Source organism: Embleya sp. NPDC127516 (assembly GCF_044765325.1).
In the GTDB taxonomy this organism is placed as follows: Bacteria; Actinomycetota; Actinomycetes; order Streptomycetales; family Streptomycetaceae; genus Embleya.
On record NZ_JBIWJT010000014.1, the window covers coordinates 268,822 to 283,011 of the forward strand.

The following is a 14,190-nucleotide window of genomic DNA, read 5'->3' on the forward strand; positions in this document are numbered from 1 at the left end:
GGGCCGGGGCCCGATGTGCGTGGGACGTGGCGGGTGTTCGACAACGGCAGTGCCCTCGGCGCCGGTCTCAAAGACGGGGCGCCACCAACCGAGAGCGTCAGCACACCTCTTCGAGGATTCGGAGTCGGACCTGCCGCCGACGCAGGTTGATGCCGCAGACGCCGGCCGCCACGACGTCGCCCTCGGCGCGGTTGCGCCCATGCGCCGCCCACCGTGCCAAGCCCGGGTCGTGGGCAGGCACCAGCCCGTGGACCCCGGCGTCCAGGCGGACTGCCACCCCGGGCGGAATGATCCTGTCCACGATCCCCGAGACCTGGCCCGTCGGAAGCGTCGAGGCCTGATGTGTCCGAAAGTTGGCTCTAACGGGAACGTTCCCGGGGCGCCCACCGACTCCCCGAAGCATGGGAATGGTGACGTTCGATCCGGTGGGAGCGCGTCGCACGAACGTCGGCCGACTCAGGCGGCGCTCACTTCGAGCAGGACTTCTCGGCACCATCCCGGGTTCCCGCGCGGACGTGCGATGAGCGCCTGCCCACCAACGGCCACGTCGCCACGTCGTGGTACCGAGCCGGGCCGTTGCCGATGACGCTCTGCACCAGGTGCAGCCGGTCCGCGGTCCATTCCACCCCGTCGAATCCGGCGAGATCGGCCGCCGGGTCGGTGAGCGCACTGCCCGGAGGGCGCCGCCCGCCCGCCCCGCGTGCTTGGGCGACGCGGGCCAGAGTCACGTGACCGTGCCACGGCCGGCCCTCGATCGGGATGTGGCATTTACCGGCCGCGCGCCGTACGGCCACGGCCAGGGCGGCCATCGCCCGCCGATCGCCCCGGATCCCGATCCACAGGGTGCGATCACCGAAACGGCCGCTGCCGGTGAGCGCGAGGTTCCGCGGCGGATGGCGTGCGGCGACGCGGGCGAGCCGGGTTTCCAACTCGATCCGGGTCTTCGGCTCCACCGTGCCGAGAAAGGCGAGAGTGAGGTGCCAACCTTGGGGCCCGGTCCAGCGCAGCCCGTCGTACCGGGAGCGGATCGGGTCGACGGCACGACGCAATTCCGCCACCGCTTCGGGGGGCGGCACGAGCGCCACGAACAAGCGCATGGAGCCGTTTTCGCTCACCCATCCATCAGAACACGGCTGCGGCACGACCGCGAACAACCCCATCCCGCCCGGTACACCTGTCCTTGTCAGTGGCGGAAGAGCACGACCGTGCGGCCGTGGGGGATTCGGTGTCGTCGGGGATGTTCGTGATTCCGGTCAGGGCGGGGCTGTCGGCGCCGGTGACGCCCGGGATCTCGGCGAAAGTGCTCCAGGCACACCGAGACGACCCTGAGGATCTCGTCGGCCCGCCGCAACTCGACGTTCTCCCTCGGGAGTTGCCTCGGTTCCTCCGACTCGGCGGTGGTCGGGCGGTCGGTCCGCTCCCCCGGCGTCGGCCTCGGCCCCCCGGACCCGATTCCGCAGGGCCTCCGTGTGGATGCCCAGGTCCCGGGCGACCCGGGCGACCCGGGTGCCCAAGAGGTACGTACCTCCCGAATCGCCTGTTCCTGCGGCTCATCGGGGCATCTGCGTGCCGCCGGCACAGCTTACGGACCTCCCCGGCCTCCGCTCCGACTCGTCAGAAGCAGGGAGTGTTGTCACCGGAGCGGGTGATGCCGGGCCGGGTGTCCAGGGACCACATGTGCGTGCATCGGGGGCACTGGAGGTTGACGACCGGCCCGTTGTTGGAGATCAGGTAGCGCCAGTGCTCGCCGCAGTTGCGGCGGTCGGCGCAGGTCGCGCAATGGCGGGCGTCGTCGCAGACCGGGCAGGTCACCCAGGCGCGTCGGGCGAGGTCCGCCTGTGGATCAATGGGCAGCCGCATGGCCCGGCTCCTCCCCCGGCAGGACACCGGCCGCCACCAGCAGGTCGTGGATGCGCTGCTGTTCGGCGTCCAGGCCCGAGTAGAGGAGGGCATACGCCTCGTCCTCGCCTCGCAGGACCGCCACCGGGTCCCAGTCGGGCCCGAGTGCTGCGACGACCTCGGCCCGTCGCCGGGCCTCCTCGAAGGTGAGGTCGATCGTGAAGGGGACGAGATCGGGAGTGTTGTCCTGGTTCATGGCGAGACTTCCGAAGTGCTGGGGAACCCGCCCATCTCTACCAGGCACCGTTGCCGCAGGGAAGAGCGGCCCCAGTCGCCTCGAGACGCCCCGGGGCCACGCTCCACCCCCGCCCATCGACGGGGCGCCCTCGGATCAGCCGACACAGGCGGGCCGTTGCCGCCACCAAGCCTCGACCGACGGACACGCCCCACCCACGGCACTATGACGTATTTCACGGCGCGCCCCGCAGCATGCACCGAGCGGACCGTGGGGCGCAGCGGCGATCACGACGGGGACCATTCCAGTGCGCGCCGGCGACGTCGCTCGCACACGGCGGGTGATGCGCGGCGATGGTCCGACCACTGACCGCCCTCCTCAAAGGCACACGGCCGGCCGGCCCCTTGGCGACCGCTCGGACACCTGGCCGATCCGGCGGAACCCTTGGACCCCGAGCCGTCGCCGCCTTCGTCACTCGGGTCGACTGCCTCACCTGAACCCACCGGCACACCAGGCCCCAATCGCCGCACGCGACACACCTGGCCATCGCAGACCCGGCACAAGGAATCGCCTGGATCCTGGACGGAGAATCCGACGACTGACCCGACCGGGATCGGCCGACAGAACCAAGAAAACCATGGGATGAAGCAGCGTCCGTTGCGCCGTCAACCGAGAGGGGAACTGGCGCGGCCGCCGCTCGGTGCCACGATGGAGTGGAGGAGCCTTTTCGATCGGCGATTGGGGAAGGCGATCATGAGCCGCGAGTATCATTTTCATTGCGAGCACGCCGGTTGCTCGGTCACCGTGTGTCTGCGGATGGGCGGGACGCGGGAGCTGGAGCTCCTCGTGGACGGGAAAGAGGTCGCCGCCGCCCGCGTCCACGGCCACCACGCCCGGACGCAAGTGATGACCGCGATCCTGCCCACCGACCCGCCTCGCGGCATCGAGGTCGAAGTGACACTCCCGGGCGCTCTCGGCGGCGATCCGGCGAGCGTCCTGCTCGCGGCCGGCGGACGCAGGCCGATGCCCGCTCGGGAGGTGCCCCGGCGGTCGCGGCCGACGGAGGCGTCCTGGTACTCCTGACCGTGTCGGGGCGCCACAAGGCGTGTCGGTGACGCCCTCGGGCCGCCGGAGACGTCCGTGGCGCGGCGACTGGGGGCGGATCGTGCAGCGCCCGGTTCGGGCGAGTCCCCGGGTGGTCACAAGGTCCCGGAGTCGCGGGGCTCGGCGTACGGCGCGCTTCGTGCCCGGTGCGGTTTCTTCAGCCGGCCGAGCGACCCGCCGGCCACCGTCGTCGTCAAGCAGGTGCGGCCGCAAGCCGCCGCCGTGTCGATCCATGGGGTGTCGCCACCCCCGCAGGCATCGGAAGCGATCTCGAAGCGACCGGATGTGAAGCTGATCGACGTCCGCTGCGGCCGGGCGCGGAGGTTTCCGCGAGCCACCGCCCGCCGTTCACCGAATGTCGTCAACCACCCACCCAAGCGTCTGGTTGTCGCGGTGGCTCGGGTTCCGGGGACGGGACATCACAGTGCGGTCTCACGAACGACCGGCGGCGCGACCGGCGGTGGCGAGCAGCTCGTCGACCGAGCCCGCGAAGTCCGGCAGCAGCCGCATCGCGATCGTCCACGCGTCGGGATCCTCGCCGAGGTGCGCGTCGACGAGCGCACGCAACGGCTCGGCCAGCGGCCGCAGTTTCCCGCGGCTCCGCTGCTCGTCGCCGAACGCCCACAGGAGGAACGAGGCCGCAGCGGTGTGCGTCAGCAGGTCGTCCGGCGTGAGCGTGCCTGAACGCAGGCACGCGGCGAGCGCCGGGAGCACGAGTGTCCACCCCGAACCTTCGCGGCGGCCCCACACCCGGGCCGCTGCGGGCAGGAGCGCCAGGGCGGTCGACCGGGGCAGCGCCGCCAGCAGCCGGGCGTAACGTTGCGGATCGGCTTCGAACAGCGCGGCGGCGACCGACTCCGGCAGCGCGGGATGGCGGCTGAAGGTGTCGAGGACGTTCCTCTCCGCGCGTCCCGAGGTCACCTCGTCGAGGACCACGTCCCATGAGATCGGGGCCTCGACCGGGGCGTGGTGCGCGACGGGGCCCGGTTCCGCCGCGGTGCCGGTCGTCCGGGCGACGAGCTCCGCGCGCTGGTACGCGGTGAGGGCGTCGCCCGCGAGCAGCGCGGCGTCCACCTCGCCCAAGCCGAGCGCGATCAGTTCGGCACGCTTGTCGGGGTCGTGCTCGACGCCCGCGACGAAGTCGCGCAGCACCTCGGGGCTGCGCGAGGCCAACTCCCGTGCGATCGGCGGGACGAGCGCCGGCGCAACCGGCGCCCTGCGGCTGACCCCGGCCAACTCCGGGAGGACGTCGTCGTCGAACGCCGCGAGGATCGCGGACAGCGCGTCCGCGTCGGCGCAGGACAGCAGCAGCCGCAGCGGAGAAGGACCGGCCGACGGCGGGCGGGCCGGCCGCGGCTGCCGGCGGAAGTCGGTCCACTGCGCGGGCGCCTTGCCCGCGGGCGCCTTCGCCGAGCCGGACGGCCTCACCCACGGGACGGTGGCTGCCTCGTCGAGCAACGCCAGGACACTGCCGGGGTATTCGGCGTCCCGGGTGAGCAGTGTCACGGCCGCGCGCCAGGCGCCGGGGTCCGTGCCGAGCCGGGCCCGCACCGCCTCGCACAGGCCCTGTTCGAGGGCGGCCACCTCCTCCTCGGCGAGGGTCACCCTGATCCAGTCTTCGTTGGGCGGCGGCCAGTGCAGCGCGTCGATCAGCCCGAGGACCCGTGCGGCACCGGGCCCGCGCCGCAAGATGTCGTCCGGAGTGACCGTGCCCGTGTCCAGCGCCACCCGGGCGGGGAACGTGTACGGGTTGTCGGTCGGCCCGTACGCGAGCAGGGCCAGCGCGGTCTCGACCGGGCATGCGGGTTCGCCGACGAGCGCGACGCACTCCTCGTTCTGCCACGGCTTTTCGATGTGCCGCACGGCGGTCTCGGCCCAGTCGTCGGCGGTCCACTTCTCCGGGCGCAGCAGCGCGAGCGTCTCGGTGAACCGGTCGTGGCCGCGTGGCGACGACGTGTCGGGGTCGGCCGCCAGTGCGCCGGATCCCTGAGGTGGCAGCGGCCGCCTGCCGAGGATCGTCCGGTATGTCTCGGCGGCCAGTTCCGGGTCGGGGCAGTCCATCGCCATGCCGAGTTCCGGCAGCGCGTCGGTGCACATGAGCCGTTCGCGCAGCACCGGCGCGATCGGGAGGGTGGCCAGCACCCGGCGGCGCAGTGAGCCCGGGACCCTGCGGTGGAAGAACACCGCCGCCCGGACGTCCGGATCGGGGTCGGCGGCGAGCGCGGCCATCGCCCGGTGGTCGAGGAATCGGTTACGGGCGTACGCCGCGCGGTCGGCGGCGGCACCATCCCGCAGGCACCACGTGACGGCGCTCGGCCGTAGCACGCAGTACTCCAGTATCTGCGCGCGCAGCTCGGCTCCGACGCGGGCGAGTGCCAGACCGGCCTGGCGTGAGTCGCCCGCGCCGGTCAACGCCCCGAGAGCGACCAGGTCCGGAAGGGGGAGCGAGCGCTCTTTCACCGGCGTCACGCGCGCCTCCCGCCGACCGCACGCGGGGCGTCGCCGGCACCGGTCGACGCCCTGAGGGCATTCGGGCGAGACAGGCGGCGCTTCGGCTCGCCCCACGCGGCCGCGCACACCTCCGTCCACTTCGGATCGGGCACTCCGCGGACCGGGGTCGTCATGGGTCGGATCCCAACTTCCTTCGCAGGGCGGACCGGGCGGAATGGTCCGCACGATCGGGATGGCACCGATGATGCCGCCGCGAGGAACGCCGCCGCAGCACAATCGGCCGGCGGATACCGCGTACGCGTCGAGCGCGGACCCGGGCGACGGCGCGCCGGCCCTCTCCCACAGCTCGGGAACGACAAGGGATTTCCCCGATTCGCGCCGGGTTCCCGATGGCTAGCGTTTGGTAGCGGTACCCCTCGACTTCTCGTGCCGAACACGTCCCCCGTACCGAACGCCTCCGGCGTCAGGAATCGGAAGTCAAGCGCGGTTTCCCGTTCAATGCGCGGCCGTCCCTCCGCACCTTGATCCGTGGTTCGCTCGTCAGACACCCCCCGGAGCGACCGGAAGCCGTTTCCCGCCGGCCTTCGGCCGTCCCCTCCGCGCACCCACACCACCCCGCGTGTGCGCAGCTCGCGCACCGAGTCGGGGACTGCGGCGCAGTGCATCGACTGCGATCCATCTCGACGGATGCCGTCGGCCACCACCGACGGTCTCCGGTCGACACGCACAGGAACACATCCCTCCGGCGTCGGCGAAATCCGGCGCCCTCGTGAGGAGGTACCCGTGTGAGACGTAAACGCCTGTCCGTCGTCACCGCTGCCTTCACCGCTGCTCTCGCGATGGTCGTGGTGGACCTCGCGTCCCGCGGTCGGCAACAAGGCACCGGCGTCGGCCGAAGCTCGTACCTCGGCGGAATACAGCGTTGTGGTCGGTAGGCATCGGTAAGCAGGTGATCGGCCGGCCCTGTCGGGCCGTGCGCTGTGCGTGCCGAAGATTTCGGACAACGTCTCGGTCGACGAGAACGAACCGGAAGGGCTGTTCGCCCACCATCAGCATCCCCGCGAACACCTGACCGTCGGCCGGCGCTCTACCTGGTGAAACTCCCCGGCGACGGTTACGCCGGGAAGGTCACCTGCCGGCACCTGCCGGCAGGATCCGCGACAGGCCATACGAGTCGGGAACGGTGTGCGCGTCGCACGCGGTCCACGCGGTCCACGCGGTGCGCGCCCTCCGCGCCGTCCACCCCTTCCCGCCGAGCGTCGGCAACACCCGCACCGCACCGTCCTCGTCGCGGTGCGTCGGGTGCGCCGAACCACTGCTCCATCGCCCGGAGTTCGCTCCTCTCCGGTGGCTCCAACAAGCATTTCCCCGGTCGCAACGCGGGGTCCATCCGGTTCCACACCCCGGCTTCCACACCCCCGGTTCCGGATCCACGCGCTCCCCCATGCGGGTCGAAAGGAAGAAAATGGTAAGCAGGCATTCTCTGATCAAAAGGCTCCTGGTGGTTACCGCCGCTGTGACGGCAATCGCCGCCGGCGGCGCGGGGCAGACGATCGCGTCGCCCACCCCGCCGCCCTCCAACCCGGGCGACGTCACACCGCACATCGTCGGTGGCACCTTGGCCGCCCAGGGCGAATTCCCCTGGATGGTACGGCTGTCCATGGGCTGTGGCGGCACCATGTACACCGACCAGATCGTGTTGACCGCAGCGCACTGCGTCGACGGATCCGGACCCGACTCGAGCATCACGGCCACGTACGGTGTGGTGGACCTGAACAGCCCGGCGGCTGTCAAGCGCACGTCCGTCGAGGTGCTCAGCTCCCCCACGTACGACACCCCCACGGGCGGTGACTGGGCGCTGATCAAGCTGGCCGCCCCGATACCCGGCGCGGCGACCATCCCGATCGCCACGAACAAGACCTACGACAACGGCACCTTCACCATCGCCGGTTGGGGTGCGGCCACCGAGGGCGGCGGACAGCAGCGCTACCTGCTCAAGGCCGACGTCCCGTTCGTGACCGACGCGACGTGCAAGGCGTCGCCCGGGTATTCGGGGTTGATCCCGGCGGCCGAGATCTGCGCCGCGTATCCGCAGGGCGGCACGGACACCTGCCAGGGCGACTCGGGCGGGCCGATGTTCCGCAAGGATGCCGCAAACGCCTGGATCCAGATCGGGATCACGAGTTGGGGTGTCGGCTGCGCCCGACCGGGCCGACCGGGCGTGTACACCGAGGTGAGCACCTTCGCCACCGCCATCGCGCAGGGCGCGAGCGAATTGGGCGGAGTCGATCCCCCGGACGGTGAGACGTTCGAGAACACCAACGACGTCGCGATCCCGGACAACGGCGGCGCCGTGTTCAGCGACATCGCCGTGACCGGCGTCGCGGGCAACGCGCCGGCGACCCTCAAGGTCGGCGTCGACATCAAGCACACCTGGCGCGGCGACCTGACCGTCGACCTGGTGGCCCCCGACGGCACCGCCTACCGACTCAAGAACTCCAGCGGCAGCGACTCCGCCGACAACATCATCACGACCTACACCGTCAACGCCTCCAGCGAACTCGCCAACGGCACCTGGCGCCTGAAGGTTCAGGACGTCGCCGCCGCCGACACCGGCAAGATCGACTCCTGGAAGGTCACCTTCTAGTCCGGCGGGATCACCTCCCGACGATCCTTCCTATCTCCCACGACCACGTTCCAGGGATAGCCCCCTTCCTCGGCCTCAACGCCCTCCACGCACGGCGCGGGCCGGGGACATACCGATCCAGGCTCGGCTCGGCCCGACGCGGTTTCTCGCGCCGGTCCGGGCCGAGCCGCACGTCGTACGTCAATCGGGCGCGCAAACCCCGCGGCGACGCGACGGGGGGCCACCCACCGGCGGCCGCAACGCCCCGGCCCACACCACACCCCCACCAACCATCCCCTGGCTCATCTCCCGGTCAAGGTCGGTGTCGCCGTCAACGGCTGTTCACGGATGCCTCGTTCGAGGTGGGGACCGCATCCGGATCGGTGGAACGTCGCGGCGCCGCGGAGCCTTCCGCGGGCTCGGATCCCACCAGCCACAGGCCGGTGACCACGGCGGTAACCAACGTGACGGTGCCGGCAGCGAGGAAGGCGCTGTTGAGGCCGGTCTCGAAGGAGGCGCCGCCGGATTGCCGGGTGCGGACGACGGCTCCGAGTACCGCCACGCCGAGCACCGCGCCGATCTGCCGGGTGGTGCTGCTGATGCCTGAAGCGAGGCCGCCTTCCTGTGGGCCGACTGCTTGGATGGCGGCTCCCGTCAGTGGGGACATTGTCAGGGCGAAGCCGATGCCGACGACTCCCAGCCGCCACCACACGTTCCCATAGCCGGTGTCGGCGTGCACCATGCCGAGCGCCAGCAGTCCCAGGCCGGCCAGGGCCAGGCCGGTGGTGACCACGATTCGGAAGCCGTAACGGGCGGCGAGCCGGCCCGCGAACGGGCTGACGATCACCATGGCGAGGGTTGCCGGCAGGGTCTGCAGACCGGCGCGCAGGATCGAGCTGCCCTGGACGTACACAAAGAACTGGGAGAAGAAGAACGACGAGCCCATGAGCGCGAACCCCACCACGACCATGGCGGTGTTGGACACGGTGAACAGCCGCTGCCGGAACAGCCGCAGCGGCAGCATCGGGGCGGAACGACGCGCTTCGACGGCGACGAAGGCGGCGAGGAGGATCACCGCGGCGGTGAAGCTGCCCAGGATCACCGGCGACGTGAAGCCGCGGGCACCACCCTCGATCAGCCCGTAGGTCAGCGCCCCCACTCCCGGAACGGACAGCACCGTACCCGGGACATCGATCGCGGGGGCGCCCGGATTGCGGGCCTCTTCAAGGCTGCGCAGGCCGACCAGCAGAAGGACCACGCCGATGGGCAGATTGACCAGGAAGATGGCGGGCCAGCCGAAGGCGTCCGTCAGCACGCCGCCGACCACGGGGCCCGCGGCCAGACCGATTCCGCTGAATCCGGCCCAAAGCCCGATCGCCTTGATGCGATCCTGCGGCACGGGATAGGCGGCGGCGAGCAGGGCCAGCGAGGCAGGGCTCAACGCCGCGGCCCCGATGCCCTGCAGCACCCGACCGGCGACCAGCCAGCCGACCGTGGGCGCGAAGCTGCACAGCACCGACGCGGCGGTGAACACCGCGACCCCCGTCAGGTACACCCGCTTGCGGCCGAACCGGTCGGCGAAGACACCGCCGGACAGCAGCAGCATGGCGACCAGCAGTACGTACGCGTCGACGATCCATTGCAGACCGGTCAGCCGAGTGTGCAGCCTGTGCTGCATATCGGGCAGCGCTGCTCCGACAATCGTGTTGTCGAGCAGGACCATGAATTGGCCCAGGCAGGTCACCGTGAGCAGCACGGCCCGGTTCGGTCGACTGCCTACGGCCGCGGGCGATGCAGCCATGGGAATTCCTTTCCATCGTCGATGGCGCCTTTCCACGGCCGACACGGTCGGCCTCCGGGCGCCCTAAAGCAGTCATTGGCTGCGTTAGGCAACTGTAAGGAGGGCTGCTTCAAAAACGCAAGTCACGGCTGCGTTAAAGTGGGGGCATGAACGAGCGACAGCCGGCCCGACGACCCGGCGGGCGCAGCGCCCGCGTCGGCGCGGAGGTACACCGGGCCGTCACCGACCTGATCAGCGAGCGCGGCTACGGCAACTTCACCGTCGGCGAGGTCGCAGCCCGCGCGGGTGTAGCCGACAGCAGCATCTACCGCCGGTGGGGCAGCCTGGAAACCCTGCTCACCGACGTGGCGCTCACCCGCCTCAACGCTCAGTCGCCGATGCCCGACACCGGGAGCCTGGCCGGCGACCTGCGCACCTACGCGGCCAACGTGGCCCGCGAGATCACCGGACCCGACGGTCCGGCGCTGCTGCGCCTGGCCGTCGCCCTGTCCGACAACGGTCCTCAGGGCCTGCAGGCGCGTGACGACCTCCTCGCCGAACGCGCCCGGCAACTGCAGTCCATGCTCGATCGCGCCCGCGAACGCGGCGAGCACCCACCCGACGCGTTCGGCGTGCTGGACCACATCCTGGCCCCGATGTACATCCGCGTCCTGTTCGGCAGGGGCCCGCTCACCCCGGACTACGTCGACGGACTGGTCGACCGATTGTTGTGAACCTTGACCCGGTCCCCGTGATCGGCCCTCGGACGCGGTAACAGGGTCCGCGGCACCAGGGCCTCGTGAGGTGCTCCGCCGCGTGCCGTGTGCCGTGTGCCGTCCCACCTCAGGCACCCGGCCCCCGGCCGGCCCACGCGGCCCGGCCGAAGCCGTCGGCCGGCGACGCGCGTCGCGCGTCGCGCGTTTTCTTGACCCGCCCCGGGCCTCCTCACTCGTCAACCCCCGCGAGGTCAACGGGCGTTCCGTCGTCGCCGAACGCCTCCATCCCCCGGAAGGCCCCGTTTGCCGCCCGGTCCGGCCGGACCCGGGGATCGAGCAGGAACGGATCAGGAAGACACCGGGTGGCCGCAACTCCGCCATCCCCGGCAGGTATACGCCCTGTGCATGGTTCGCCGGCCGCCGACCACACCGGGCGAGAGCCGGTGTCGAGGTCCACGCGGGCGGCCCCGTCTCCACACTCGAGCGACCGCCGGTGATCGACGTGTCGGTGCGCCGCTTGTACCGCGAGAACCCGGCCCGTTCCCGGACCACGCCTGTCGAACAGGTCCCGGGCCGACGGTGCCCTATCGGCGGCGGACCCCCGCCCCGCGGAGGCCGAATCGAATCCCGGGACGCGCCCCGACACCAATGCCGACACGCACGGACGCGGCGACCGCGAATGGCCGCCGCGCCCAAGCTCGTCCGCCTCACCTCACGCGGTCGGGCACGTACCTCCCGGCAGCGTCAGCGCCACCCGCGCATGCGACACCACGACGCTCACGCCGGACAACAGTGTGATCCGCAGCGCGTTGACCGTGATCCCCCGACCGCCGGGGTCGACCACTCGCTCGTTCACCCGCACCGTCGCCACCAGCGGGATCGTGATATCCACGTTGACGTTCGGGTTCACCACCGGCACCCCGGCCACCCGCAGGTTCGCCAACGTCACCGAACCGCTCGGCGTCGCACCGCCGTTCGCGTCACCCTGCACCGTGGCGATCGCTTCGACGACGTCCGCCGTGACCAGTCCGCCGAGCAGGTTCACCCCGGCCGTCTCGGCGCGCGCGTTCGCCCGCTGCAGGCCGTTCGCGTCGATCGTGCCCTCCGCGCGGGTGGTGACCACGCCCGCGTTGCCGACGACGCCCAGCGACACCGTCGCGACGTTGTCGGTGTCGACCGCCGCGACGTTCGAGCACGTCACGTCGGACGCGGCGATCGGGCCGATGTTCGCGAGCGGGGACTTCAGTGCGGCCCCGTACGCGTGCGCGTCGAAGCGCATCGTGTCGAACACGACGCTCGCGCACCCCGGCAGGCTCACCCCGACCACGTTCGTAAAGCCCGCCGCGCAGTTCGTGTACGTCCCGCGCGCCGCCGAGGTCACCTGGACCTGCGCCGTGCAGGATTCCTGACCCGCCGTCAGGTTGCCGGATACGTCGACCGAGCCCCCACCCGCCGGCGCGACGACCGAGCCGGCATCGCACGTCGTCGTGGTCACCCCGGTCGCCTTGAGCCCGGCCGGCAGCGCGTCCGAGAACGACCAACCGGGCTTGGCGCCCAGCTCGTTCGTGTTCGTGATCGTGAAGGTCAGGGTCGAGGTGCCACCGGTGAGCACCGGTGTCGGCGCGAAGCCGATGTCGACCTGCGGGCTCGCGTCGACGAGCTTGACGTTGTCGAAGGCCACGTCGTTGCCGGTGCCGCTCGGCTGCTCGTTCACCAACCGGATGCCGGCCTGGTTGCCGGCGAACAGCACGGCGCCGTTGCTGGTGAAGGTGCCGACCTTGGCCCCGCCGATCGTCGTCGTGGCATCCACGCACGCCTCGATCGGGCGCGTGAACGCGGGCGTGGCCTGGTCGCCGTCGAGCAGGTAGAAGCTGAACTTGGAGTGGTTGGCGAAGCAGTTGACTTCGGCGATGTCGACCGAGAACGCGATGAAGCGCCGCCCCGCGGGCAACGGGATCGGGGTCGCCGTCTCCAACTGCACCTTGCCGGCGCCCGGATTGCCCGCGGTGTACGCCGTCACGGCGTGGTTCGTGGTCGAGGAACCACCCGACCACTGACCGAGTACGCCCGCGAGGTTCTTGACCTGGGCCCAGTCGCCCGGGACGCACCCACTGCCGGCGGGAGGCGTGGTCGACGCGGCCGGCGACGTGACCCAGCCGTTGCACGCGGTCAACCAGGCCGGGTCGGCGGTGTACGTCTCGCCCACCGGCGGACCGCCGATGTAGTTCGTGAGCAGGGTCGGCGTCGCGCCCTGGCCGTTCTCGAAACCCTCGGCGAAGATCGCCGCGGGCGCCTGCGGCACACCCGGTGTCCCGGGCGCGGCCTGCGCGCCGCCGACGGCGAACGGTGCGGTCAGACCCGCAACGGCCACCGCGATCGATATACCGACGCTGCCGAAGCGTCCGGTGAGCCGTTTTCTCATCGTGGACATGACGAAACCCCTTACGTCGCAAGGTGTCTGACCCCACGACCCGCCCCACGGGGCAGGCCGAGGACGGCGAGGCCGCACCGACCGATCGCGGATACCACGACCGGTCCGGCACATCGCCTTGAGCAGCACAGCACCCACAACGCCGGACGACCGCCTCTCGGCAGCCAAACCACACCTACAGGTGACACCGTCGCGCGCCGGTGCGCGCACCGAACCGCCCCGCGCACCCCCACCGCGGGAGCCGCGCCGCACCCTCGACCGTGCCCCCCACCACCCCTCACCCCTCACGATCGCCCGGCTCGGCCGACCGCGACGCCCGCCCGGTGACAACGCGTCCACGCCGTCCGCCGCGACCCGACGACCACCAGCGTGGTTTCAAGGTGCCATTCGCTCGACGTAGCCATGCAGATCGCCAAGGCCCCTCACCGCCACGCCGCTGACGGTCCAGCCCGGTACCCTCCGGCATCACGCAGACGCCCTGCCCCCGGCCGGCCCACCGCCCGCAATCCGTCGGCGGGTCGGGATAGCCGAACGCGTACCGGCCCTGCGCCGCCTCGCCCACCCGCCCAGGCCCCCGACACCCGGACCCGACCCGAAGCCGGCATTCGGAGCCCCGCCGAGCGCGACGGGGTCCCGGAGCGGCCGGTGCCGGGGCGGGCGGGTGGCGGGATCACGGCGGGATCGCGTTCGCGTTCGCCGGCGCGATCCGGCCGTCCCCGGCGGCCAACCGCCCCAAAACCTCGCAACGCCAGCGGCTACCACGCACCCACGTACAGGTTCACCACGCGCCGGGGGACCACCGGCCGTTAAGAAGTCGTTTCATTTGGCATATTGGCGGTAGCAGATCAATGCGGCAGCGATGCTGACGAACGCGCCGAAGTGCGCCGCCTTGACCTCGTATCGGCGGTGGAGACGGCGGAAGGCGTTGAGCCAGGACACGGTTCGTTCGACGACCCATCGGTGTCGGCCGAGACGCGTCGAGGAGTCGATGCCGCGTCGGGCGATCCG

General features: G+C 71.3%; 11 protein-coding genes and 2 pseudogenes. 5 read left to right on the forward strand and 8 right to left on the reverse strand.

The window, feature by feature from the left end; translation table 11 throughout:
• Positions 1–97: 97 nt before the first annotated feature.
• From ACIRL2_RS27440 to ACIRL2_RS27455, 4 genes are all read right to left on the reverse strand, one after another.
• On the reverse strand, positions 98–301 hold the full coding sequence (locus ACIRL2_RS27440; protein ID WP_402235286.1) for a hypothetical protein: 204 nt from the start codon (positions 299–301) through the stop codon (positions 98–100).
• Between the two features lie 166 nt (positions 302–467).
• Positions 468–1,097 (reverse strand): RNA 2',3'-cyclic phosphodiesterase, encoded by a 630-nt coding sequence (gene thpR, locus ACIRL2_RS27445; protein ID WP_402235289.1) that lies wholly within the window; start codon positions 1,095–1,097, stop codon positions 468–470.
• A gap of 517 nt (positions 1,098–1,614) precedes the next feature.
• Positions 1,615–1,860: a hypothetical protein gene (locus ACIRL2_RS27450; RefSeq protein WP_395861387.1), complete on the reverse strand. Its 246-nt coding sequence runs from the start codon at positions 1,858–1,860 to the stop codon at positions 1,615–1,617.
• Positions 1,844–2,095 carry a DUF6400 family protein gene (locus ACIRL2_RS27455; protein ID WP_395861385.1) on the reverse strand — a complete coding sequence of 84 codons (252 nt, stop codon included), beginning with the start codon at positions 2,093–2,095 and terminating at the stop codon, positions 1,844–1,846. Before ACIRL2_RS27455 ends, ACIRL2_RS27450 begins: the two co-directional genes overlap by 17 nt.
• A gap of 732 nt (positions 2,096–2,827) precedes the next feature.
• Here ACIRL2_RS27455 and ACIRL2_RS27460 point away from each other — a divergent pair.
• Positions 2,828–3,157 carry a hypothetical protein gene (locus ACIRL2_RS27460; protein WP_402235292.1) on the forward strand — a complete coding sequence of 110 codons (330 nt, stop codon included), beginning with the start codon at positions 2,828–2,830 and terminating at the stop codon, positions 3,155–3,157.
• Between the two features lie 453 nt (positions 3,158–3,610).
• Here ACIRL2_RS27460 and ACIRL2_RS27465 read toward each other — a convergent pair whose 3' ends face one another.
• Positions 3,611–5,647, reverse strand: coding sequence for a hypothetical protein (locus ACIRL2_RS27465; protein WP_402235295.1), 2,037 nt, complete (start codon positions 5,645–5,647; stop codon positions 3,611–3,613).
• A 951-nt stretch (positions 5,648–6,598) separates the two neighbouring features.
• On the opposite strand from ACIRL2_RS27465, the pseudogene ACIRL2_RS27470 reads away from it, so the two are divergent.
• The 3 genes and pseudogenes from ACIRL2_RS27470 to ACIRL2_RS27480 form a co-directional block, all read left to right on the forward strand.
• Positions 6,599–6,747: pseudogene (locus ACIRL2_RS27470) on the forward strand (zinc carboxypeptidase); the annotation flags it as partial.
• A 368-nt stretch (positions 6,748–7,115) separates the two neighbouring features.
• Positions 7,116–7,907: pseudogene (locus ACIRL2_RS27475) on the forward strand (S1 family peptidase); the annotation flags it as partial.
• Between the two features lie 93 nt (positions 7,908–8,000).
• On the forward strand, positions 8,001–8,276 hold the full coding sequence (locus ACIRL2_RS27480) for a proprotein convertase P-domain-containing protein (RefSeq protein ID WP_402235314.1): 276 nt from the start codon (positions 8,001–8,003) through the stop codon (positions 8,274–8,276).
• Between the two features lie 310 nt (positions 8,277–8,586).
• Here ACIRL2_RS27480 and ACIRL2_RS27485 read toward each other — a convergent pair whose 3' ends face one another.
• Complete coding sequence (locus ACIRL2_RS27485) at positions 8,587–10,056, reverse strand: MFS transporter (RefSeq protein ID WP_395861380.1); 1,470 nt, start codon at positions 10,054–10,056, stop codon at positions 8,587–8,589.
• Between the two features lie 146 nt (positions 10,057–10,202).
• On the opposite strand from ACIRL2_RS27485, the gene ACIRL2_RS27490 reads away from it, so the two are divergent.
• Positions 10,203–10,769, forward strand: coding sequence for a TetR/AcrR family transcriptional regulator (locus tag ACIRL2_RS27490; RefSeq protein ID WP_395861378.1), 567 nt, complete (start codon positions 10,203–10,205; stop codon positions 10,767–10,769).
• Between the two features lie 694 nt (positions 10,770–11,463).
• On the opposite strand, the gene ACIRL2_RS27495 is transcribed toward ACIRL2_RS27490, so the two are convergent.
• A complete protein-coding gene (locus ACIRL2_RS27495) occupies positions 11,464–13,182 on the reverse strand; it encodes a choice-of-anchor P family protein (protein ID WP_402235298.1) in 1,719 nt (572 codons plus the stop codon).
• 819 nt (positions 13,183–14,001) lie between these two features.
• A partial coding sequence (locus ACIRL2_RS27500; RefSeq protein ID WP_402235300.1) for a transposase occupies positions 14,002–14,190 on the reverse strand: 189 nt, incomplete at its 5' end.

Coding starts and splice junctions, on each gene's coding strand:
- thpR (WP_402235289.1), bottom strand. CDS start 1,097: ATGCGCTTGTTCGTGGCGCTCGTGCCGCCCCCCGAAGCGGTGGCGGAA.
- ACIRL2_RS27450 (WP_395861387.1), bottom strand. CDS start 1,860: ATGCGGCTGCCCATTGATCCACAGGCGGACCTCGCCCGACGCGCCTGG.
- ACIRL2_RS27455 (WP_395861385.1), bottom strand. CDS start 2,095: ATGAACCAGGACAACACTCCCGATCTCGTCCCCTTCACGATCGACCTC.
- ACIRL2_RS27460 (WP_402235292.1), top strand. CDS start 2,828: ATGAGCCGCGAGTATCATTTTCATTGCGAGCACGCCGGTTGCTCGGTC.
- ACIRL2_RS27485 (WP_395861380.1), bottom strand. CDS start 10,056: ATGGCTGCATCGCCCGCGGCCGTAGGCAGTCGACCGAACCGGGCCGTG.
- ACIRL2_RS27490 (WP_395861378.1), top strand. CDS start 10,203: ATGAACGAGCGACAGCCGGCCCGACGACCCGGCGGGCGCAGCGCCCGC.
- ACIRL2_RS27495 (WP_402235298.1), bottom strand. CDS start 13,182: ATGTCCACGATGAGAAAACGGCTCACCGGACGCTTCGGCAGCGTCGGT.